This is a genomic window from Vibrio sp. THAF64 (assembly GCF_009363455.1).
Taxonomy (GTDB): Bacteria; Pseudomonadota; Gammaproteobacteria; order Enterobacterales; family Vibrionaceae; genus Vibrio; species Vibrio coralliilyticus.
On sequence record NZ_CP045355.1, the window covers coordinates 2,303,609 to 2,323,499 of the forward strand.

A 19,891-nucleotide genomic window follows, 5' to 3' on the forward strand; every position below is an offset into this window, starting at 1 on the left:
ACTAAATCCCTTTTATAATTCTAAGAAGTTTTGAATAAGCTTTGCGCCCGCTTTTGAAGAACGCTCAGGGTGGAATTGCACGCCGTAGTAATTACCGCTTTGCACCGCTGCCGTGAACGGATTTCCGTATTCACATTCTGCAATGGTGTAGTCCCCTACTGGCATGGCAAAGCTGTGTACAAAGTAGAAGTACTCACCTTCTTCAATGCCTTTGAACAGCGGGTTGCCTGTTTTCGCAGAGACTGTGTTCCAGCCCATATGCGGCAGCGGCAAGTCGCCAGTTTGTAGTAGCTTCACTTCGCCATCACAAAGTCCAAGACACTCAACCAACTCGTCCGCTTTCTGTCCTTTCTCTTGAGACACTTTACCTAACAGTTGCATGCCTAAACAGATACCTAACAGCGGCTTCTCTACCTGTTTTACCAAGCTGATAAGATCACGCTCAGCTAGGTTTTTCATTGCTTCACTTGCTGTTCCTACACCCGGTAGGAATAGCTTATCTGCCGACAATACAACTTGTGGGTCTTTTGAAATCGTTACGTCATAGCCTAGGCGTTCAATGGCAAACTTCACCGAAGAAACGTTGGCACAGCCAGTATCGATAATGACAACTTTCTGCTCTGTCACTGTTTTTCTCCTTGCTAGCGTTAGCCTTACAGCACGCCTTTGCTACTTGGTAGCTCAGTGCCTTCTACTTTGATTGCTTGGCGCAGAGTACGACCAAACGCTTTAAATAGACTCTCAATGATGTGGTGATCATTGTCGCCATCAGAAGAAAGGTGCAGCGTACACGCTAGGGTGTCAGTTAGAGAGCGGAAGAAGTGAACCACCATCTCGGTTGAAAGGTCACCGACTTGCTCACGGCTGAACTTCGCGTCGAACTTAAGGTAAGGACGCCCTGACAGGTCTAGAGCACATTGCGCCAAACACTCATCCATTGGCAGGCTAAAGCCAAATCGGCCAATACCACGCTTATCACCTAGCGCTTCTTTTAGCGCTTGGCCCAATGCAAGTGCGGTGTCTTCTACTGAGTGATGATCGTCAATGTGTAGGTCGCCCTCCACTTTACAAACCATCTTAAATCCACCGTGTGTTGCGATTTGATCCAACATGTGGTCAAAGAAACCAAGACCTGTAGAAATATCATTCCCGCCTTGGTCATCAAGATTGACCGCGACTTTAATATCAGTTTCTTTCGTAGTTCGAACCACTTCAGCAACACGAGCTTTCACCGTCAGATCTTTCAGGATCTGTTTCCAGCCCATGGTTTCCGGGTTGTACTGAATGCCACGAATTGCCATGTTTTCTGCAAGTTGAAGATCGGTTTGACGATCGCCAATCACAACAGAGTTTTGGAAGTCCACTTTGCCACCCTGAAGGTACTCTTTCACCATGCCTAATTTAGGCTTGCGGCATGAGCAGTTATCTTCTTCAAAGTGAGGGCAAATCAGTACGTCATCGAACTTCACACCTTGAGATTCGAAGATTTCCATCATCATATCGTGCGGTGCATCAAAATCTGCTTGTGGGTAGCTGTTTGTACCCAAACCGTCTTGGTTCGTTACCATCACTAGACGGTATCCTGCATCCTGCAACGACAGCAGACTTGGGATAACAAATGGTTCTAGTTTTAGTTTATCTAAACGATCAACTTGAAAATCAACCGGCGGCTCAACAATTAAGGTGCCATCACGGTCGATAAAAAGGATTTTTTGTTGTTTACTCACTCGAACTTCCTTATTGCTAATCTTTGGCGCCTCCGCTTTGTCAGCGAAAGCAATTAATTTTGTCTCTACTTATGAGTAGTAGTTTCTAATAAATCCGAGTGTTTTTTCGCACTCGTCGCGGTTACCCACACTGATACGTACGCAGTTCTCAATTGGCGAGTTACGCAAGATAATGCCTGTTTCCCAAGCGGCTTTGAAAAGATCATCACCATCTGGGAATTTAACCAATAGGTAGTTACCCCATCCTTCAAAGACTTCCAAGCCCGGAATCATCGACAAGCCCACCTGCAAATAAGCACGGTTCGCGTTCAAATCGAGAACTTGGAACTTCGCTCTCGCTAGGCCTGCTTCAGAAAGCGCTTGAGTGGCAATTTCTGCAACAGGAACTGGGACTGGGTATGGTGCGATGACTTTCAGAAGTACCTTAATCAGCTCTTCGTTCGCAAGCGTAAATCCACAACGCAAACCCGCAAGGGCAAAAGCTTTCGACAGAGTACGCAGAATTGCAAGATTCGGGTATTGCGCCAGTAAATCTACCGTTGACGCTTCTGGGCAGAAATCAATGTACGCTTCGTCCATCACCACGATTGCGCGGTCTTTTGTCATTTCAAGCAGAGAGACAATATCTTCACGCTTAACTAAGTTACCCGTAGGGTTATTTGGTGAACATACGAAAACCAGTTTAACGTTATCCAGATTAGCTTCGATGCCAGCAAGGTCTAGTTGCCAATCTGATGTTAGCGGCACGGTTTTGCGCTCTACACCAATGGTTTCAGCGCTGATGGAGTACATACCGTAAGTCGGTGGGCAGTAAAGAATCGCATCTTCACCTGGCTCACAGAAAGCACGAATCAGTAACTCGATGCCTTCATCTGCACCGCGAGAAGTCAACGTTTGTTCTGGGTTCACCCCGGCATACGCAGCGTATGCAGAAATCAGTTCTTTAGGCTGACATTCGCTATAACGATTAAGACGAGCGAAGTCTGTTTTGTATTCATTGTTGAATGGCGATTCGTTGGCGTTCAGCCAAACATCACCTGTACCACCGATACGACGAGCCGATAAATAAGGGGTAAGTTTTTGGACCTGTTTACGCGCTAGCTTTTCCATCTCATTGCCCTCTTACTTAACTGCCAGTTTTTCTACACGAATAGTCACGGCACGTTTGTGTGCATCCAAACCTTCTGCTTCAGCCATGGTCACCACCGTTGGAGCAAGGTTTTTTAGACCATCAGCAGACAACTCTTGAACTGTCATCCGCTTAGAGAAATCCGCTAAACCTAAGCTCGAATACGTACGCGTGTAACCGTAAGTAGGGAGAACGTGGTTAGTGCCCGATGCGTAATCCCCCGCCGATTCTGGTGACCAATCCCCTAGGAAGATGGAACCTGCATTATCGAGTAAAGGCAAAAGCTCGCGAGGGTTCTTGGTCTGAACAATCAAGTGCTCAGGGCCGTAGTAATTTGAGATTGAAACCGCCTGAGTCAACGACTCCGCGATGATAACCAAACTTGAAGCGAGTGCCTTCTCAGCAATATCCGCACGAGATAGCTCTTTGAGTTGGCACTGAACTGCGTCAGTGACTTGGTCTGCAATCACAGGTGAAGGCGTCACAAGCACTACTTGAGAGTCAGGGCCGTGCTCTGCTTGGCTTAGCAGGTCGGCAGCAATAAAATCAGGGTCCGCAGTTTCATCGGCCAAAACCAGTACTTCTGAAGGACCCGCTGGCATGTCAATCGCTGCGCCGCGAAAATCATTGCTCACTTGACGTTTTGCTTCAGTCACGTAAGCGTTACCCGGACCAAAAATCTTATCAACTTTGGATACCGTTTCTGTGCCATAAGCCATCGCAGCAACGGCTTGGCCACCACCGACGTTGTATACTTCATCAATGCCGCACAGCTGAGCAACATACAAAATTTCGTCTGCGATTGGTGGTGGAGAACACAACACCACTTTGCGACAGCCCGCAATCTTCGCAGGGACGCCAAGCATCAAAACAGTCGATGGCAATGGCGCGCTGCCACCCGGAATGTACAAGCCCACTTTTTGAATTGGGCGCGTTACCTGCTCACAAAGCACACCCGGTTGAGTTTCTACTTTGATAGGTTGCGGCTTCTGCGCTTTGTGGAACTTAGAGATGTTGGCATAAGCTTGCTCAAGTGCATTCTTCATCTTCTCCGGAAGACGCGCTGACGCTTCCTCAATCTCTTGAGCCGACACTCGAATGGATTCCGGTTTCACACGGTCAAACTTCTCAGTCAATTCAAGCAAGGCTGAATCGCCCTCACTACGAACGTTCGCGATAACTTCAGAAACCGCAGCCGTGATGTTTGCACCTTCAGCAATTGCCGGACGCTCTAAAATAGAATCTTGCTGCGTTTCACTTAGTGATTGCCATACGACAGTTCTCATGGCGATTACTCCATCATTTTCTCAATTGGTAGCACCAGAATTGAGCTCGCACCCAGTTCTTTAAGTTGTTCCATGGTTTCCCAGAACAGGTTCTCAGTACTAACCAAATGAACAGCCACTTTCTGTTGGTCCGCAGAGAGAGGCAATACAGTTGGATCTTCCGCACCAGGTAGCAATGACTTGATTTGGTCTAGCTTATCCGTTGGAGCATGTAGCATGATGTACTTCGACTCTTTCGCTTGCTGTACACCCTGCATTCGAGTCAACAGTTTTTCGATTAGCGCGACTTTGTCTGCATCGAATTCACCTGTACGTTGAATCAGCGTTGCTTTTGATTTGAAGATAATTTCGGCTTCTTTTAGACCGTTCGCTTCCAATGTTGCACCAGTAGAAACCAAGTCAGCGATGGCGTCAGCAAGACCAGCGCGAGGGGCGACTTCTACAGAACCAGTGAGCATACACGTTGAAAACGGTACACCTGCTTCATCCATATACGCTTTAAGAAGTTGCGGGTAGGTAGTTGCAATTCGTTTGCCTGCCAGATCTTGAGGGCCGTTGTACTCTTCATCTTTGTCAATAGCGATAGACAAACGGCAACCACCGAAATCAAGACGACGAAGTGGCACAAACTCGCTTGGTTCACCCAAAGCGATACGGTCAAGACGGACTTCTTCAAGCTCGTTTTCACCGATGAAACCAAGGTCAACGACACCATCCATAATTAGACCTGGGATGTCGTCATCACGAACTAACAGTAGATCGATAGGCATGTTCAGCGAGTGAACGACTAAACGCTCACCCATGATGTTGAATTTTACGCCACACTTTTTAAGCAGTTCTTGGCATTCTTTGCTTAGGCGACCTTTCTTTTGGATTGCGATTCTTAGGCGTTGTGTTTGCATTGCTTTTATCCCTGTGCAAATTAATTTTTAAATCGTTAAAACTAAAAAACCCTCGGAAGAATTGGTCTCCCGAGGGTTCTGAATCTTGTAGTTTGCGATTTCTGCCTCCGGGAGTTTCCTGTCCCCCGGGTATGCGTACATCTCCCGAAAGACTAGACTGGGTGATGATGGTGATGAATGTTCATTACAAAATTACGCATACTTATAAGCTCTTCAGTTCGCTTGCTTGGTAACCACACTAACCAAGGCAAAACCATTTTTCAACTAAAAATTAAAGATTTTTTCAATTTGTATAAGACAAATAAAAAGGGAGCGAAAGCTCCCTTTAAAATTCTTTTATCGTTCAAATCATTAAACGTTTTGACAGCTTGCCATCTTCGCTTTTGAAAGAATCGATAGCAAGACACAGACGCCAACAAAAGCAACTGCGGATACAGCGAATGAGATGCCTACAGATGCAGTCATACCCAACGTGATGAAACCAATACAAGAGACAGCAGCGACAGATAGTGCATACGGCAGCTGAGTGGCTACGTGATCAATATGGTTACAACGTGCGCCCGTTGAAGAGAGAATCGTCGTATCTGAAATTGGTGAACAATGGTCTCCAAATACCGAGCCTGCCAATACAGCACTTAGCATAGGCAGCATCAGAGCAAGATCCGTTGCACCTGCCATATCGCCAGCAATTGGTAGCATGATACCAAACGTACCCCATGATGTGCCGGTAGAGAACGCCATCAGACCAGATAGCAAGAAAAGGATAACTGGCAACCAATGAGGGTTGATATTACCTTGTGCTAGCGTCGACAGGTATTTACCCGTGTTCATATCACCGATCACAGAACCAATAGTCCAAGCGAATATTAGGATCAGAATTGCACCAAACATGGATTTCGCACCGATCCAGAGCGTACGCGATATTTCGCTAAATGCGATACCTTGCTTAAGCACCGTAAACAGAGCTACAGCCAACCCGACAAGACCACCATAGATCAACGAAGTGCCTACATCTGTGTTCTCAAAAGCGCCTAGTACATTAAAGGCTTTGTCATCTGCGGTTAATGCCTGTCCGCCCGTATATAGCATTGAGGCAATCGTTGCGACAATCAGGAATACAATCGGTAGAACTAAGTCGGAAACTTTACCACCTTCACTTTCCTGGATATCCAATTCTTCATTAATATCATGAGCTTCTTGAGAGTCATCAGCTTGTTCTTTTTCAAAGCCATGCCCCTGAGATGCTGCGATTTCATGGTTACGCATCTTGCCAATATCAAGACCAAACCAAGCCACTGCAAATACCATTAGCAAAGCGAAAACAGCGTAAAAGTTCATTGGAATAAGGCGTACATAAGCACCAAGAGCAGAATACTCAGTGATGCCATGAGAGACGAGAATGCCACCAATGATCGTCATGATGTAAGCACCCCAGCTAGACGCAGGCATGATCACACACATAGGTGCTGCGGTTGAGTCTAAGATGTAGGCCAGCTTAGCGCGGGATACATAAAAACGGTCCGTGACAGGTCGGGAAATCGCGCCAACGGCTAGGCTATTAAAATAGTCATCAACAAAAATAAATACGCCTAGAAAAGCCGCCAGTAACTTAGAACCGCGCTTACTTTTAACACGTGATTGTGCCCATTCAGCAAAAGCGCGAGTACCACCTGATAACGTCAACAACGCTGTCATCATGCCTAGCAATAGCAAAAAGCCGACAATACTCATGTTCCAAGTATTAATACCGCCATCTTCGATGAAGACGCTTGATACTGTAGAACCAACGTAGCTTATAGTATCACCCACCGAATAGTCATTAAGAAGTATGGCTCCAAGAGCAATACCAACACCTAAAGACACCAATACACGACGAGTAATAATTGCCAAACTCAGAGCTACCAAAGGAGGTAACAAAGAAATAGGGGATGATGCAAAATCAATTAAATTCATGATCTTCAAAAACCAGTAATAAATGGTTAGAGATCTACTGCAGACAAATTGAAGGAAAAATTTCCAAGCAATTAAGTTGAACTAAGCGAAAGGGAAGCGAAAACTTCACCCTGCCCTACAGTAGCGCTCCATAGTTTTACAAAATTATAGACTATGGCAGTGTTACCCCTTTCGAGTGTAACCCCAGCAAGCATCTTTGATTTGAATACTCACTTCGGCGAAACAACCTTTCGTATTTGTTCATTGGCATCACCCCAACAAACACTACTGATTTATTTCGCGCCTCTACCGCGAATGTTGATATTTTAAACTGTCAAAAATAGATTTTAACAACAATTTAACCAACACATCGCATTAGGTGGCGCCCATTGTACTCATCTAAAGCACCATTTCAATACATCATGCCAAATTTACTCACCCTAATTGTCTGCGCAACAGTGCGTAAGGTTTCTCAACAATTGCATAGCCATCAACCAATATCATATTCAGACTACTCAATATGAATCTAATTATTCAGAATTTGAGTCGCCAATGTGGAATTATACGTCTGAAACTAGGTATTAAGCCCTAACAACGAAAATTAGAGTGAAAAATTCGTGAATTGATGAAGATTTGTTACTACCTTGATAAATAGCTGACAAAAGGATAATCCAAATTATTTTGACGTTATAAAATAAATATCGTTCAATGTATGAAACTTATCCGCTATAAGTATTGTCAAAATCACAAAACCACCGATATTTTATGCAACAAAAACTTGTTGATTAAATTGAAAGGTCTCATTATTCAAATGAACTAGCGATTAATTAATAAATTTTTATAACAATTTAACCAGAAAATATTGTATTGCTAATAATACGGGTTTAATATTTATTTTATCGGCTCCTTAAATAAGTGGGAATTTACATGTCGGAACTAACAAAAACTCTATTAAACATTCGCAGTCTACGCGCATTTGCGCGTGAGCTAACTCTGGAACAACTTGAAGAAGCTCTAGACAAATTATCAACTGTTGTAGCTGAACGTAAAGAAGCTGAAGAAGCTGAACGTGAAGCTCAAGCGGCACAAGAAGCTAAATTAGCCGATATCGCAGAACAAATTAAGCAACTAGGTCTAGATAAAGACATGGTTATTTCTGCACTTGCAGGTGAAGCAGCAGGTAAGCCAAAATCTAAACGTGCTCCTCGCCCAGCAAAATACAAATACCTAGATAACACTGGTGAAGAAAAGACGTGGACAGGTCAAGGCCGCACGCCTTCAGCAATCCAAGAGCAACTAGACGCAGGTAAATCACTAGACGATTTCCTTATCTAATTGAATTTATAGAAGTGTTGTAACTCAACACTTTTATAAAACAAAAGAAAAGCCTCGCAATGCGAGGCTTTTTTGTAATTATATGTTGCTGATTAGCGTTCCCAGTATGCTTCTTCCAAACTATCTTCACGCTCAGGCAAACCTCGAGACAAGCGCGGAGAATGTTGTACTAGTACTTCGTAACTGGCACGATTTGAATATTTACATACTTGAGAGAAAGAAGAATATGTCAGGTAAGTGTGGGCATGCTTACTCGAATTAGGCACATTTTCTTTATGGTATTTATTCGCTGCCATATCATGTAACAGCGCAGATAATGCGGCATCGCCAGCACCATTGGTGTTTTTAATTTTTTCCGGCCCGCCCATGTACGGAGATATATGTGAATACACCTTAATTGGGTTGTCACACGCCCATTTTGCAGCAGGGCGGCTGAACTCATATCGGTTAAATTCAGCAATACTACCAGGGAGTAATGGCAGAGAAGTCTGACGTTTAGCCGCTTCTTCCGTATAACCCGCCATAAATAAACCTACAGGGCCTGCGGTACAAAGCACCAAGTCCACCCATTCAAGCGTTTTATCTGATGCGGCTAGTGGATCAGATTCGCCCGTTAGCGCTTCTGCTTCATCTTCATTCATTGCAACAACACTAACGTGGTCACGTAAAAAGTTTTGCCAAAATACTGGATCATCTTGAATAACGAATTTCGTTCCAAGTGTAAGTACAACAGGAACGTTATATTTCTTCGCATATTCGATCGCTTTCATCGTAGCATCTGGCATTGGGTCACCTTCTTTACAACGAACCAAATAAGCCGTGAGCACTAAAGCAGAAGCATTTTCAAAAATATGTTCCGGAATACTATTTGGGTGAAGCTGGTTCATCTGACCTTCACTGATGGCAAACGTACGCTCACCATCATCAGAGATCAAAGCAAAACAGCGGCCAATTGCACCATCAACACCTTGTAAATAATTAAGATCCATTCGACTGGAAGTGTTGCACAAATAGCGGAAACCATAGCTACCGATCTTAATATCCTGACTCATCACACCCAAAAGTGTTGAGCGGTCATCAGCTAGAACAGAATAGTTATGAAGAGTGTTACCAATCGTGCCACCAGCGTATTCATTGGTAATCAGTCCATTTTCCTTTAGCTCATTATAGAGCGCTTCCGCAGTCACATCGTCAATAACCAGTGAGTGACCTTTACTCAATTGATACTTCTCAATGAGTTCCGAACTTACCTTCGCTTCGATATCCACCAAAGTTTGGTCAATACCGATAATGTGCGTGCTGGACATTTTCTTGCTTTCTTGAGATTGACTCACTAAAGGGTCACGCGCATGGACGGGAAAATAGTGCTTGGACTTTCGTTGGCCTGGAAACTTCATAACAAAATATTCTGAGTAAGGGGTCAAAGGATGCCGGATTCTACCGCGCACTACCTGACGCGGCAATAACCGGAATTATAGCAAACGATTGCGATAAAAATTAAATTCTACCTATCGAGAGGTAATAAATAAGAAGTGTTAAAGAGAAGGAAGATCTTAAGCAATTAACGCGAAGAGTTTCTCTGCACCATACCCATTAATAACAAAAGCCAACTGACTACCAGTTGGCGCATGATGACAACTTATTCGCCTTCCATAAAACTAATGTCCGGCAAGCGGTCAAGGTGCTCGGAGTAACGTTTGAGATTAAACTCACCTTCGTTTTTCATTACGTCGAAGATCTCAATAGAGACAGCACAAGCCATCATTGCAACAGCCTCGTCTCGCGGTGTTCCTGTCATCATCAAACGCATCAAAGTTTCTTTCACTTTGAGCGGTTCACCATCTTCCAACTGATTCTCAACAATTTCAATCAGCTCTGCTTCCGCCATGAATTGACTGTCATCACTCATGTTTTTGTACCTTGTCTAACTTGAATTTTGCCAACTATGCCACATATAGCCTGTCTATAGTGAAAATTCGCAGATTAAGATAGTGAACGAGTAAAATTGCGGCAAATTTGAAGTGTGAGTTCGATCTCGGATCTGTCACCTCGAAACGCTTTCTGTTAAGATCTGCCTCCAGTTAAATTGTGTGGTGTTTAGTAATGTCTGAGAACTGTACTGACAACAGTAAAAAGAAAGTTATCGTCGGCATGTCTGGCGGTGTGGACTCATCCGTTTCCGCGTATCTCCTAAAGCAACAGGGCTATCAGGTCGAAGGTCTGTTCATGAAGAACTGGGAAGAAGACGATAACGAAGAATACTGTACAGCTGCAGAAGACTTGGCCGATGCACAAGCGGTTTGTGACAAGCTGGGAATACACCTTCACACCATTAATTTTGCTGCCGAATACTGGGACAACGTGTTTGAGTATTTTCTGGCGGAATACAAAGCGGGTCGCACACCGAACCCAGACATCCTTTGTAACAAAGAAATCAAGTTCAAAGCTTTCCTTGAGTTTGCAGATGAAGTATTAGATGCAGATTACATTGCAATGGGTCATTACGTTCGACGTACTTTCCCTGATAACGGTGAGAAGCCTCAAATGCTGCGTGGCCTAGATAGCAACAAAGATCAAAGCTACTTTCTGTATACACTGAGCAGTGATCAGATAGCTCGCAGCCTGTTCCCTGTGGGGGAACTAGAAAAACCTGAAGTACGCCGAATCGCCGAAGAGCAGGACCTTATTACCGCGAAGAAAAAAGACTCGACAGGTATATGCTTCATCGGTGAACGCAAGTTTACCGACTTCCTATCTCGTTATTTGCCAGCTCAGCCGGGCAAAATTGAGACACCTGAAGGCAAAGTAATCGGTGAACACCAAGGTTTGATGTATCACACATTGGGTCAGCGTAAAGGTCTGCATATCGGCGGTCAGAAAGGCGGCGGTGGTAATGAAGACCCGTGGTACGTGGCAGACAAAGATCTTAAACGTAACGTACTAATTGCGGTACAAGGTGCTGAACACCCATTGTTAAAATCCCAGGGACTCATTGCTTCTCAGCTTCATTGGGTTGATCGAGAGATAATTAAGGCACCGCTTCAATGCAGTGTGAAAACACGTTACCGTCAAACGGATATCCCTTGTACCATTATCCCAATTGATGACGAAAATATTAAGGTCATTTTCGACGACCCTCAGGTAGCCGTAACCCCTGGCCAATCTGCGGTATTTTATAAAGATGATGTTTGCCTTGGTGGCGGCATCATTGAAAAACGTATTTAATTCAATGTATTTTCAGGAGTAATACTACGTGGCTAACGCTCTTTACGACCGCACCATCGCATTTGCAGGAATTTGCCAAGCTGTCGCTCTGGTTCAACAGGTCGCGAAAAACGGTCACTGTGACTCTGACGCATTTGAAACTTCGCTCAAAGCTATCTTAAACACAAACCCAAACAACACCGTGGGTGTTTATGGTAGAGAATCAGATTTGAAACTCGGCCTAGAATGCTTGGTGAAAGGCATCGATAGTACGCCTTCTGGCAGTGAAGTAACTCGCTATATCATTAGCCTGATGGCGCTTGAACGTAAGCTAAGTGGACGTAACGATGCAATGTCTCAATTGGCTGATCGTATTCAAATGATAGAGCGACAACTTGATCATTTTGAGCTGCTAGACGACCAGATGATCAGCAACCTTGCCAGCGTATATTTAGATGTCATCAGCCCAATTGGACCGAGAATTCAAGTAACTGGAACCCCTTCTGTACTGCAACAGACAGGTAACCAACATAAAGTTCGAGCCTTGTTACTATCAGGTATTCGCAGTGCTGTACTATGGCGCCAAGTCGGCGGAAAGCGTCGTCACCTCATTTTCGGACGCAAAAAAATGGTTGAACAGGCTCAAATCCTCTTAGCCAGAATGTAATGACTTAACAATACAGCTCGCGCCTATCGCGAGCTGATTTTTTCTACCAAAATAAACTTAACGCAAACGATTGCGCAATCTGCGTGACAATCTATGCGGTTATTGGTATAAAGCACACGAAATTTAGAAACTCAATTCAGGAGAACATCATGGAACTGTCAGCACTGACTGCTGTTTCACCAGTAGACGGCCGTTACGGAAGTAAGACGATTGCACTTCGCAGCATTTTTAGCGAATTTGGCCTTCTAAAGTACCGCTCTATCGTTGAAATTCGTTGGCTGCAGAAGCTTGCTGCAACTGATGCAATCAAAGAAGTACCAGCTTTCAGTGCAGAAGCAAACCAGTTTCTTGATGATCTTGCCGCTAACTTCAGTGAAGAAGACGCTGCTCGAATTAAAGAAATTGAGCGTACGACGAACCACGACGTAAAAGCTGTTGAATACTTCCTGAAAGAAAAGGTTGCAGGTGTACCAGAGCTCCATGCCGTCAATGAATTCCTTCACTTTGCTTGTACTTCAGAAGACATTAACAACACGTCTCACGCACTAATGCTTAAAGAAGCTCGTGATGAAGTAATTCTTCCTGAGATCAAAAACATCATTGACGCTATTAAAACACTTGCTGTTGAATACCGCGATATTCCTCTTCTATCTCGTACACACGGCCAGCCAGCTTCTCCATCTACTATGGGTAAAGAAATGGCGAACGTGGCGTACCGTATGGAGCGTCAATACAAGCAAATCGCTAACGTAGAAATCCTAGGTAAGATTAACGGTGCTGTAGGTAACTACAACGCTCACCTATCTGCTTACCCAGAACTAGACTGGCACAAGTTCTCTGAAGAGTTCATCACTGAGTCACTAGGCGTTACTTGGAACCCTTACACAACTCAGATCGAACCACACGATTACATTGCTGAACTATTCGATGCGGTTGCACGTTTCAACACTATCCTAATAGACTTTGATCGTGACGTTTGGGGTTACATCGCACTAGGTCACTTTAAGCAGAAGACAATCGCTGGTGAAATCGGTTCTTCAACCATGCCTCACAAAGTTAACCCAATCGACTTTGAAAACTCTGAAGGTAACTTAGGTCTTGCTAACGCAGTATTCGGCCATCTAGCACAGAAACTACCAATCTCTCGCTGGCAGCGTGACCTAACTGACTCAACCGTTCTACGTAACCTAGGTGTTGGTGTTGGCTACGCAATCATTGCTTACACTTCTACGCTGAAAGGTATCAGCAAGCTAGAAGTGAACCGTGAAGCACTACTTGCTGAACTAGACCAAAACTGGGAAGTTCTTGCTGAACCTGTGCAGACTGTTATGCGTCGCTACGGCATCGAAAAGCCATACGAGAAGCTCAAAGAGCTAACTCGTGGTAAACGTGTAGATGGTGAAGCAATGCGTAACTTTATCGACGGCCTTGAGCTACCAGAGCACGAGAAAGCTCGCCTAAAAGAGATGACGCCAGCGAACTATATTGGTCAGGCAATCGAGCTCACTGACAAACTGTAAGATCAAGCACCGATAAAATTTAAGGGTTGACGTGAAAGCGTCAACCCTTTTTTATACCTACTCGTAGATGGGTATTACATTAACTACACATCTGACTTTTGAAAGAACAAAGTGATTTTGCCTACTTCAAAACCTAACTTTCGGATACTCGTAATATTAAAGACATGTCGCTCGTCTTGCCTGAATAACCAATCGTCAAAAGCTACAGTTACCTTTGAACCATCCACGACGAGCTCAAAGTCATATACCCAGTGGAGCGCATTACCCACTTCGTTACCTTTCGCAGTACCTAGTATGTCTCCAGCTTCTCCTTCGTAGGTACTATCGCTCAATCGCTTAATCTTCCAGATTCTCTGGTCAAGCTCGCCATCGTCAAATACAAAATCTTCAACAAGTGTTAAAGTATCTCCATCGATTGAGCCTACAATATCGACCTTAAAACGACGTTGCTGCTTGTTGGTATAATCCTGAACCATCCCCCAAGCGGTCACCTCGCCGTCAAAGTACTCGAATAGATTGAAAGCAGGTGTGCTGTCTTTATATTCAGAGATATCTGCAGAACACCCCGTTAGTAAAACGAATAGGCTAGCGAAAATAAACGTTTTAATCTTTCGCATTCTATTTAGCTCCTATCAGTTCTTGCCTGAGTTTTGGGTATTGCGTCTGTGGAGACAACCAGATCGCGAGAAACGCATCATTTAATTGAGGATCGGTAATAGAACCTATCAACTGATTTTTTTCGCTGAGAGAGGAAAAAAAGAATCTGCCTATATCTCCATCGGAGACATAGATCAGTTGTTGGCCATCTTTGATGTCTGGAAAAATGTCTTCGAGCTGAGTCACCCAAGAGCTAGTGTCGGAATAACCCAGTTTTTCCCATTGCTCGATAGTGGCATCGACCAACTGTTTTTGACTAATATCTCTTTGATACTCAATGGATAACGCGAGTGGATGTGGTGAAACATCTTCACTCTGTGCGTAGTCGCCAGAGGGTGTAAGAAGCTGAGATTTGTATACGTCAAAAAAGAAATAAGTGAGCTGTGCGCTACCCACTTTACGCCATTCCTGCCATTGTTCATCGTTAGCAGTATTTGCTTCTACACTTGCGCTAACAATCAAAGAGCTAGCGATCAACCCTGCCAGCATACCCCATTTTATCCGATGCATTTCCATAAACCTTTATTATGACTGCCGCAATCAGCAGCCATTCCACCATTAATACAAGAAGTGTGGTTGTCGTTGGTAAAGGAAAATAGACCGCGCCCAATTTTTCTCCTGCTAAATAACTGAGCGTTCCTCCAACTCCCCCGAAAATAGATACGAGCAAGATAGAAAATCGGCTCACTATTGGCACAAGAAAATATGCATACCAAACAAAAATAAACCAAAGTGCCATAAGCCAAATAGGGAATTCATTGAATTCAAAACGAAAAATGCCAAGCGCCATATTGGCGTAATCGACCATGACACCGAATAACGCCATCAAAAACACTCGCTCAAGCTTAATCGGTGCAACTAATTGGCTGTATACATAGGTACCAACGACAAGGCTAACTGCTAACCACTGCAGTTTCTCCTGACCAAATACTGCGATGATCCAGACAATTTGAAACCAGAGAGAATAGAAAATTAGCCTCTTCGTCGTCATATTCACGCCTTTTGAAAAGTCATGTGGACAGTGCTTATACTTTTCGCTCGAAATCCACCTTCGCAGTAACAGAAATAATATTTCCACATACGGATAAACGTGTCATCAAAGCCTAATTTCCTGACATGGCTTTCGGCTGCCATAAATCTTGTGTGCCATTCTTTCAACGTCTGCGCATAATCTAAGCCTATATCAAACAAGTTCTTCAAGACTAAGTCGCTGTGTGCAGTTGTTGCTTGAGTTAAAGCAGTAATCGAAGGCAGGAAGCCACCCGGAAAAATATACTTCTGGATAAAGTCTACGTTATTACTGTAGTAGTCGTATCTTTGGTCAGCAATGGTAATGGCTTGGATTGCCATCAGTCCTTTTGGCCTTAAAAGAGACTGACACTTTTCAATGTATGAGCCCAAATACTCCTTGCCTACTGCTTCGATCATTTCAATGGATACCAGCTTGTCGTAATGCCCCTTTAGCTGCCTGTAGTCTTTTTTTAGCAGTGTTATCTTATGCTCTAGTCCCTTTTCAACTATTTGCTGCTGAGCGTACTGATACTGCTGCTCGGAAATCGTTGTGGTTGTAACGTGACAACCATATGTCTCCGCCATGTATATCGCCATACCACCCCAACCTGTACCAATCTCAATAACTCGGTCGCTAGAGGTCAGTTCAAGCTGCTGACACAACCTTTCCATTTTGTTGATCTGAGCCTGCTCTAAACTATCAGCAGTCGAGCTGAACACTGCAGCGGAGTACAACATTTCTTGGTCAAGGAACGTTTGGTAAAGCTCGTTACTCAAATCATAATGAGCACTAATATTTTTAGCCGCATTCTTCTCAGTATTTCGATTGAACCAATGCCCAAGCTGGTAAGATATTCGAGAAATAAAGCTACTCTGTCCTTCAATAGAGTCGAGTGTTTTTAAATTTAAGGCCATTAGCTCCATAAGCTTGGTTAAATCTGGGCTATCCCACCAGCCTTCCATATAAGCCTCACCCGCTGCAATACTGCCACCTTTTAGCAATCTTGCGTAAAAGCCCGGATTTTTGACTTCAATTATCGCGTGCAAGCGTGACGTCTGGGGTGCACCAAAAGTGGTCCTGTTTTCTGACTGTGAGAAAGACTCAATCACAGTTAGTGAACCTGATGTGATTTTTTTTAGGAATGACATTGCCAAACTACGCGCTGTTTTTTGTCCTGTGCTTAGTGACGATGAGTAACCTAAAGTTTGGGAGTTCATCATGTCCTATGCTCCTTAACCTGTTCTCTCGATTTATGTTTTTCAGAAGATGCTTCTGGCTTTGTTTTGTATTTAGGATGAGAGTAAAACGGGGCACCTTTACACCAGAGCTTAAGCGCATGCCAGTAGATACCGACCAACATTTTAGCTGCCATTAGCGGTGTCCTAATTAGTTGTTTTAGGAGTATCCTTGATGTAAGCGCTTGCTTACTCATGCTGAGCGTGGCATCAAATTCCTTTTTATCCCGATGGCACTCAAGATGAATCGAAAGCTTTTTCCCTAAGGGTTTTAACCGCCAAACATATTCTTGTTCTATAGGGTTAAAGGGGGACACGTGAAACGCTTTGCTGTGTCGCCACAAAGTTTCATCAAAAGCAGGAACAGCATAGTAATGCCTTTGATTCCAGGGGGTATTACTTACCTCAGCCAACAGATAACGCCAATCTCCATCCTTGTTATAAACATAGTAGAAGTTTACCGGACTGAAATAGATCCCGAGATATCTAAGATGGATGACTGCCTCAACACGACCGTCTACTTTCTCTCCTGTCAGCTCTTTTATCTTGTCAAATACCGCGTGTTTTAAATCTCCCTCTCCTAGATAATCATCCCGTTTGAATCTCGCCCAATGCCACCACTTTTGCCCGAAACCCCACACAGATTTCTCCACTGCGCTGATCTGGTCTAAATCGATACAAGGCATAAAAATTGGGTATTTTAGCTGATGCTCTACTGGACTAAAGCGGCGATGTCTTACGTCCCCAACAAGCAATGAGCAACTGTGCTCTGAGTTCATTATGCCGCACCTCTTTGGCGCTCAACTTTGTTGAGCTGTTTAAGCTCTCTCACAACATCTAAAGCACTTTTGACCCCGTCCTCATGAAATCCGTTGTACCAATACGCACCACAGAACCATACCTTGTCCTGACCATTTATTTCTTGACGTCGTCTCTGGGCCTGCATCGATTGCTCACTAAAGACAGGATGATGATAAGTAAACGTTTTGAGCACTTTATTCGGCTCAATCAGGTGCGCGCTGTTTAATGAAACACAGAATGTCACAGGCGCTTGTATATGTTGCAATATGTTCATGTTGTAGGTGAGCGTTGGCGGGCGTTCGCTCTCACCTTGCGCTCCATCTAACCAATAATTCCAAGAAGCCCAAGCTGACTTCCTCTTAGGAAGTAAGCTCTCATCAGTATGAAGCGTCACCTCATTCGCTTGGTACTCCAACTGACCCAAGACTTCACTTTCAATGCAATTAGCATCGCTAAGCAGGGCTAGCGCCTGATCGCTGTGACACGCGAAAATCACCTGATCAAAACGTTCGGTTCGATCGTCGAGTTCAATTCGCACGCCAAGTTGCTCTCGACGGACAGACTTCACAGGTGTAGACAGCTTTATGTTATCGGCGAAATCTCTTGTTAGCGGCTCAACATAAGCATTTGAACCTCCTTTTACTACATACCACTGTGGTCTGTTCAGTACGTCTAGTAATCCATGATTCAAGAAGAAGCGAGCGAAAAACTGAAGAGGGAAAGCACGCATATCTGCAAGTGTAGAAGACCATATGGCAGCCCCCATGGGTAAGATATAATTATCGCAAAAGTAGTCGCTAAATTTCTCTTCTGATAAAAAGTCTCCTAGCGTTTTTTCGGACTCTTGAGATTGTTCAACTAACCTTTTGACTTGCTTATTAAAGCGTAAGATCTCGAATATGAAAGCGTAAAACCTAGGATTGAACCAATTTCTTTTTTGCGCAAAAAGCGTAGATAACGTGTGACCGTTGTACTCCAATCCGCAATCGTCATTACGAACACTGAAGCTCATCTGCGTCGGTATACCTTCCACACCAATCTCTTCCATCATGGCCATGAAGTGCGGATAAGTTCTATCGTTATACACGATGAAACCGGTGTCGACTGCATAGCTCTCGCCTTCAACCTCAACATTGACCGTCGCTGTGTGCCCACCGATATAGTCGTTGGCTTCAAAAAGAGTAACATCATGTTGCTTGTTGAGATGGTAAGCACATGTCAACCCAGAGATACCTGTCCCGATTATGGCTATTTTCATTTTGGAATCCTCTTACTCTGAGATCAATTTAGCGGTTATTCGCTTTTGCCAGCTGTAAGGCATGGCACCGATGAAACGCAATAGCGTTGTGAATCTTCGAGGGAAGTAAATATATTGTTTTCGAGCAGCAAGCCCCTTGCGTATGGCTCGCGATGCCTGTTGTACAGTTACCAACATCGGCATAGGAAATGTGTTTTTATCAGTCAAAGGCGTTTTCACGAAACCAGGAAATATTACTGATACATAGATGTTCTTACTGGCTAAATCGAGCTGAAGGGTTCTGCCGAGATAACTCACAGCGGCTTTGGATGCGCCATAGGCCTCTGCTCTAGGCAATGCCACCTCGCTGGCGATAGAACCCACCAAAGCCACCGTGTGACCAGCTTGAAAATGGTGTTGACTTGCTTCTATAGCATTGGCAAGACCAACGACGTTGATATCAAACACGCGCTTCACAAGCTGAGCGTCTACAATGCCATCATCTATGTATTCACAATCACCAGCATTGAATATCCAAATATTCGGCGTGACTGCTAGATTCTCCAACACCTGTTTTGTGCTGGATAAGTCCGTTAAATCGAACTGAAGCGAAGTAATCAAGCTGGAGGAAGATTCAAGCTCTTCAAGTGCTTGTTTGTTTCTTCCACAAGCAATAACTTCATAGCCTTCTCGGGCGTAATCCTCGGCCAGTTGTTTGCCGATGCCAGACGTAGCGCCTGTGATTAGAACGCAAGTCATTGACCTAACCTCTGCTTAATCGTCTTTATAACCGACCCAAGCAGTGGAAGATTCTCATAAAGCATTTCGCCAAGGTCGAAGTAATCTCTGTGATATATGACTTTGCCATCTTTAAACTTCAGATGACTAACTCCATTGACTACAACCGTTTTGCCTTTTTGAAGCTTGGGGTGCTCTAGAGACATTGACCAAGTCAAGAACCCACTGTCGCCCGATTGCTGGTGCTCTTTGATGTCAAAGTCACATCGCCTGACATTTGTATATAGGCTATCGAAATAGCTTTGCAAAGCTTGCCAACCTTGAAGACGATGCGCTGAATCTTCAAAGACAACATCTTGATGATAGACATCATCTAAAAGATAGAGGTTGTTCTTGCTTAGTTGCTGATATATGTGACCAACCGACTCGACGTTCATGTCCTCTCCAATTAGTTATACAAAATATTTTTATGTACAATTCATAATGAAGATTAGGCACCTTTTATGAGT

Annotated in this window: 20 protein-coding genes, 1 riboswitch and 1 other annotated feature; of the genes, 4 read left to right on the plus strand and 16 right to left on the minus strand. The window is 44.1% G+C overall.

Translation table 11 applies throughout. From position 1 onward, the window contains the following. Positions 1-12: 12 nt before the first annotated feature. From hisH to FIU99_RS10560, 6 genes are all read right to left on the minus strand, one after another. A complete protein-coding gene (gene hisH, locus FIU99_RS10535) occupies positions 13-627 on the minus strand; it encodes an imidazole glycerol phosphate synthase subunit HisH (protein WP_152472269.1) in 615 nt (204 codons plus the stop codon). Positions 628-653: 26 nt separating this feature from the next. Continuing rightward, on the minus strand, positions 654-1,727 hold the full coding sequence (gene hisB, locus FIU99_RS10540; RefSeq protein ID WP_099607419.1) for a bifunctional histidinol-phosphatase/imidazoleglycerol-phosphate dehydratase HisB: 1,074 nt from the start codon (positions 1,725-1,727) through the stop codon (positions 654-656). Positions 1,728-1,796: 69 nt separating this feature from the next. After that, positions 1,797-2,837, minus strand: a complete 1,041-nt coding sequence (gene hisC, locus FIU99_RS10545) for a histidinol-phosphate transaminase (RefSeq protein WP_152472270.1) — start codon at positions 2,835-2,837, stop codon at positions 1,797-1,799. Positions 2,838-2,849: 12 nt separating this feature from the next. Then, entirely contained in the window at positions 2,850-4,142 is a 1,293-nt protein-coding gene (gene hisD / locus FIU99_RS10550) for a histidinol dehydrogenase (RefSeq protein WP_152472271.1), read from the minus strand. Positions 4,143-4,147: 5 nt separating this feature from the next. Continuing rightward, entirely contained in the window at positions 4,148-5,044 is an 897-nt protein-coding gene (hisG, locus tag FIU99_RS10555; protein WP_006962779.1) for an ATP phosphoribosyltransferase, read from the minus strand. A 40-nt stretch (positions 5,045-5,084) separates the two neighbouring features. After that, positions 5,085-5,221, minus strand: a sequence feature (His leader region). Between the two features lie 174 nt (positions 5,222-5,395). After that, positions 5,396-6,997, minus strand: a complete 1,602-nt coding sequence (locus tag FIU99_RS10560) for a Na+/H+ antiporter NhaC family protein (protein ID WP_038155926.1) — start codon at positions 6,995-6,997, stop codon at positions 5,396-5,398. Positions 6,998-7,110: 113 nt separating this feature from the next. Next, a riboswitch (Lysine riboswitch) is annotated at positions 7,111-7,293 on the minus strand. A gap of 610 nt (positions 7,294-7,903) precedes the next feature. Here FIU99_RS10560 and FIU99_RS10565 point away from each other — a divergent pair. Beyond that, positions 7,904-8,311 carry an H-NS family nucleoid-associated regulatory protein gene (locus tag FIU99_RS10565; protein WP_006962781.1) on the plus strand — a complete coding sequence of 136 codons (408 nt, stop codon included), beginning with the start codon at positions 7,904-7,906 and terminating at the stop codon, positions 8,309-8,311. A gap of 92 nt (positions 8,312-8,403) precedes the next feature. On the opposite strand, the gene FIU99_RS10570 is transcribed toward FIU99_RS10565, so the two are convergent. Further along, entirely contained in the window at positions 8,404-9,708 is a 1,305-nt protein-coding gene (locus FIU99_RS10570) for an inosine/guanosine kinase (RefSeq protein WP_019275705.1), read from the minus strand. A 242-nt stretch (positions 9,709-9,950) separates the two neighbouring features. Then, the gene (locus FIU99_RS10575) at positions 9,951-10,220 is read right to left on the minus strand and encodes a hypothetical protein (protein ID WP_006962783.1); all 270 of its coding nucleotides are present in this window, start codon (positions 10,218-10,220) and stop codon (positions 9,951-9,953) included. Positions 10,221-10,414: 194 nt separating this feature from the next. On the opposite strand from FIU99_RS10575, the gene mnmA reads away from it, so the two are divergent. The 3 genes from mnmA to purB all read left to right on the plus strand — a co-directional run bounded on the left by mnmA (position 10,415) and on the right by purB (position 13,702). Beyond that, positions 10,415-11,536: a tRNA 2-thiouridine(34) synthase MnmA gene (gene mnmA / locus FIU99_RS10580; RefSeq protein WP_152472272.1), complete on the plus strand. Its 1,122-nt coding sequence runs from the start codon at positions 10,415-10,417 to the stop codon at positions 11,534-11,536. Positions 11,537-11,564: 28 nt separating this feature from the next. Then, positions 11,565-12,182, plus strand: a complete 618-nt coding sequence (gene hflD, locus FIU99_RS10585) for a high frequency lysogenization protein HflD (protein ID WP_006962785.1) — start codon at positions 11,565-11,567, stop codon at positions 12,180-12,182. A 149-nt stretch (positions 12,183-12,331) separates the two neighbouring features. Then, on the plus strand, positions 12,332-13,702 hold the full coding sequence (gene purB, locus FIU99_RS10590; RefSeq protein ID WP_006962786.1) for an adenylosuccinate lyase: 1,371 nt from the start codon (positions 12,332-12,334) through the stop codon (positions 13,700-13,702). A gap of 83 nt (positions 13,703-13,785) precedes the next feature. Here the strand turns inward: purB and FIU99_RS10595 are convergent, their stop codons facing one another. The 8 genes from FIU99_RS10595 to FIU99_RS10630 are packed head-to-tail and all read right to left on the minus strand — an operon-like array spanning position 13,786 to position 19,819. Then, entirely contained in the window at positions 13,786-14,319 is a 534-nt protein-coding gene (locus FIU99_RS10595; RefSeq protein WP_006962787.1) for a DUF3833 domain-containing protein, read from the minus strand. A 1-nt stretch (position 14,320) separates the two neighbouring features. Next, on the minus strand, positions 14,321-14,869 hold the full coding sequence (locus FIU99_RS10600; protein ID WP_172974063.1) for a chalcone isomerase family protein: 549 nt from the start codon (positions 14,867-14,869) through the stop codon (positions 14,321-14,323). Continuing rightward, positions 14,826-15,350 carry a DUF2878 domain-containing protein gene (locus FIU99_RS10605; protein WP_006962789.1) on the minus strand — a complete coding sequence of 175 codons (525 nt, stop codon included), beginning with the start codon at positions 15,348-15,350 and terminating at the stop codon, positions 14,826-14,828. Before FIU99_RS10605 ends, FIU99_RS10600 begins: the two co-directional genes overlap by 44 nt. A 2-nt stretch (positions 15,351-15,352) precedes the next feature. Continuing rightward, positions 15,353-16,591: a cyclopropane-fatty-acyl-phospholipid synthase family protein gene (locus FIU99_RS10610; protein WP_006962791.1), complete on the minus strand. Its 1,239-nt coding sequence runs from the start codon at positions 16,589-16,591 to the stop codon at positions 15,353-15,355. Further along, complete coding sequence (locus FIU99_RS10615; RefSeq protein ID WP_006962793.1) at positions 16,588-17,385, minus strand: DUF1365 domain-containing protein; 798 nt, start codon at positions 17,383-17,385, stop codon at positions 16,588-16,590. Before FIU99_RS10615 ends, FIU99_RS10610 begins: the two co-directional genes overlap by 4 nt. After that, complete coding sequence (locus FIU99_RS10620) at positions 17,385-18,665, minus strand: NAD(P)/FAD-dependent oxidoreductase (protein ID WP_006962795.1); 1,281 nt, start codon at positions 18,663-18,665, stop codon at positions 17,385-17,387. Before FIU99_RS10620 ends, FIU99_RS10615 begins: the two co-directional genes overlap by 1 nt. Before the next feature lie 12 nt (positions 18,666-18,677). Next, positions 18,678-19,403, minus strand: coding sequence for an SDR family NAD(P)-dependent oxidoreductase (locus FIU99_RS10625; RefSeq protein ID WP_006962797.1), 726 nt, complete (start codon positions 19,401-19,403; stop codon positions 18,678-18,680). Next, positions 19,400-19,819, minus strand: a complete 420-nt coding sequence (locus FIU99_RS10630; RefSeq protein ID WP_006962799.1) for a nuclear transport factor 2 family protein — start codon at positions 19,817-19,819, stop codon at positions 19,400-19,402. The genes FIU99_RS10625 and FIU99_RS10630 overlap by 4 nt, the downstream gene beginning before the upstream one ends. Positions 19,820-19,891 lie beyond the last annotated feature (72 nt).

Excerpts from the sequence above, each read along its gene's own strand:
- hisC (WP_152472270.1), bottom strand. The coding sequence starts at position 2,837 with ATGGAAAAGCTAGCGCGTAAACAGGTCCAAAAACTTACCCCTTATTTA.
- hisD (WP_152472271.1), bottom strand. The coding sequence starts at position 4,142 with ATGAGAACTGTCGTATGGCAATCACTAAGTGAAACGCAGCAAGATTCT.
- hisG (WP_006962779.1), bottom strand. The coding sequence starts at position 5,044 with ATGCAAACACAACGCCTAAGAATCGCAATCCAAAAGAAAGGTCGCCTA.
- FIU99_RS10560 (WP_038155926.1), bottom strand. The coding sequence starts at position 6,997 with ATGAATTTAATTGATTTTGCATCATCCCCTATTTCTTTGTTACCTCCT.
- FIU99_RS10565 (WP_006962781.1), top strand. The coding sequence starts at position 7,904 with ATGTCGGAACTAACAAAAACTCTATTAAACATTCGCAGTCTACGCGCA.
- FIU99_RS10570 (WP_019275705.1), bottom strand. The coding sequence starts at position 9,708 with ATGAAGTTTCCAGGCCAACGAAAGTCCAAGCACTATTTTCCCGTCCAT.
- FIU99_RS10575 (WP_006962783.1), bottom strand. The coding sequence starts at position 10,220 with ATGAGTGATGACAGTCAATTCATGGCGGAAGCAGAGCTGATTGAAATT.
- mnmA (WP_152472272.1), top strand. The coding sequence starts at position 10,415 with ATGTCTGAGAACTGTACTGACAACAGTAAAAAGAAAGTTATCGTCGGC.
- purB (WP_006962786.1), top strand. The coding sequence starts at position 12,332 with ATGGAACTGTCAGCACTGACTGCTGTTTCACCAGTAGACGGCCGTTAC.
- FIU99_RS10595 (WP_006962787.1), bottom strand. The coding sequence starts at position 14,319 with ATGCGAAAGATTAAAACGTTTATTTTCGCTAGCCTATTCGTTTTACTA.
- FIU99_RS10600 (WP_172974063.1), bottom strand. The coding sequence starts at position 14,869 with ATGCATCGGATAAAATGGGGTATGCTGGCAGGGTTGATCGCTAGCTCT.
- FIU99_RS10605 (WP_006962789.1), bottom strand. The coding sequence starts at position 15,350 with ATGACGACGAAGAGGCTAATTTTCTATTCTCTCTGGTTTCAAATTGTC.
- FIU99_RS10610 (WP_006962791.1), bottom strand. The coding sequence starts at position 16,591 with ATGATGAACTCCCAAACTTTAGGTTACTCATCGTCACTAAGCACAGGA.
- FIU99_RS10615 (WP_006962793.1), bottom strand. The coding sequence starts at position 17,385 with ATGAACTCAGAGCACAGTTGCTCATTGCTTGTTGGGGACGTAAGACAT.
- FIU99_RS10620 (WP_006962795.1), bottom strand. The coding sequence starts at position 18,665 with ATGAAAATAGCCATAATCGGGACAGGTATCTCTGGGTTGACATGTGCT.
- FIU99_RS10625 (WP_006962797.1), bottom strand. The coding sequence starts at position 19,403 with ATGACTTGCGTTCTAATCACAGGCGCTACGTCTGGCATCGGCAAACAA.
- FIU99_RS10630 (WP_006962799.1), bottom strand. The coding sequence starts at position 19,819 with ATGAACGTCGAGTCGGTTGGTCACATATATCAGCAACTAAGCAAGAAC.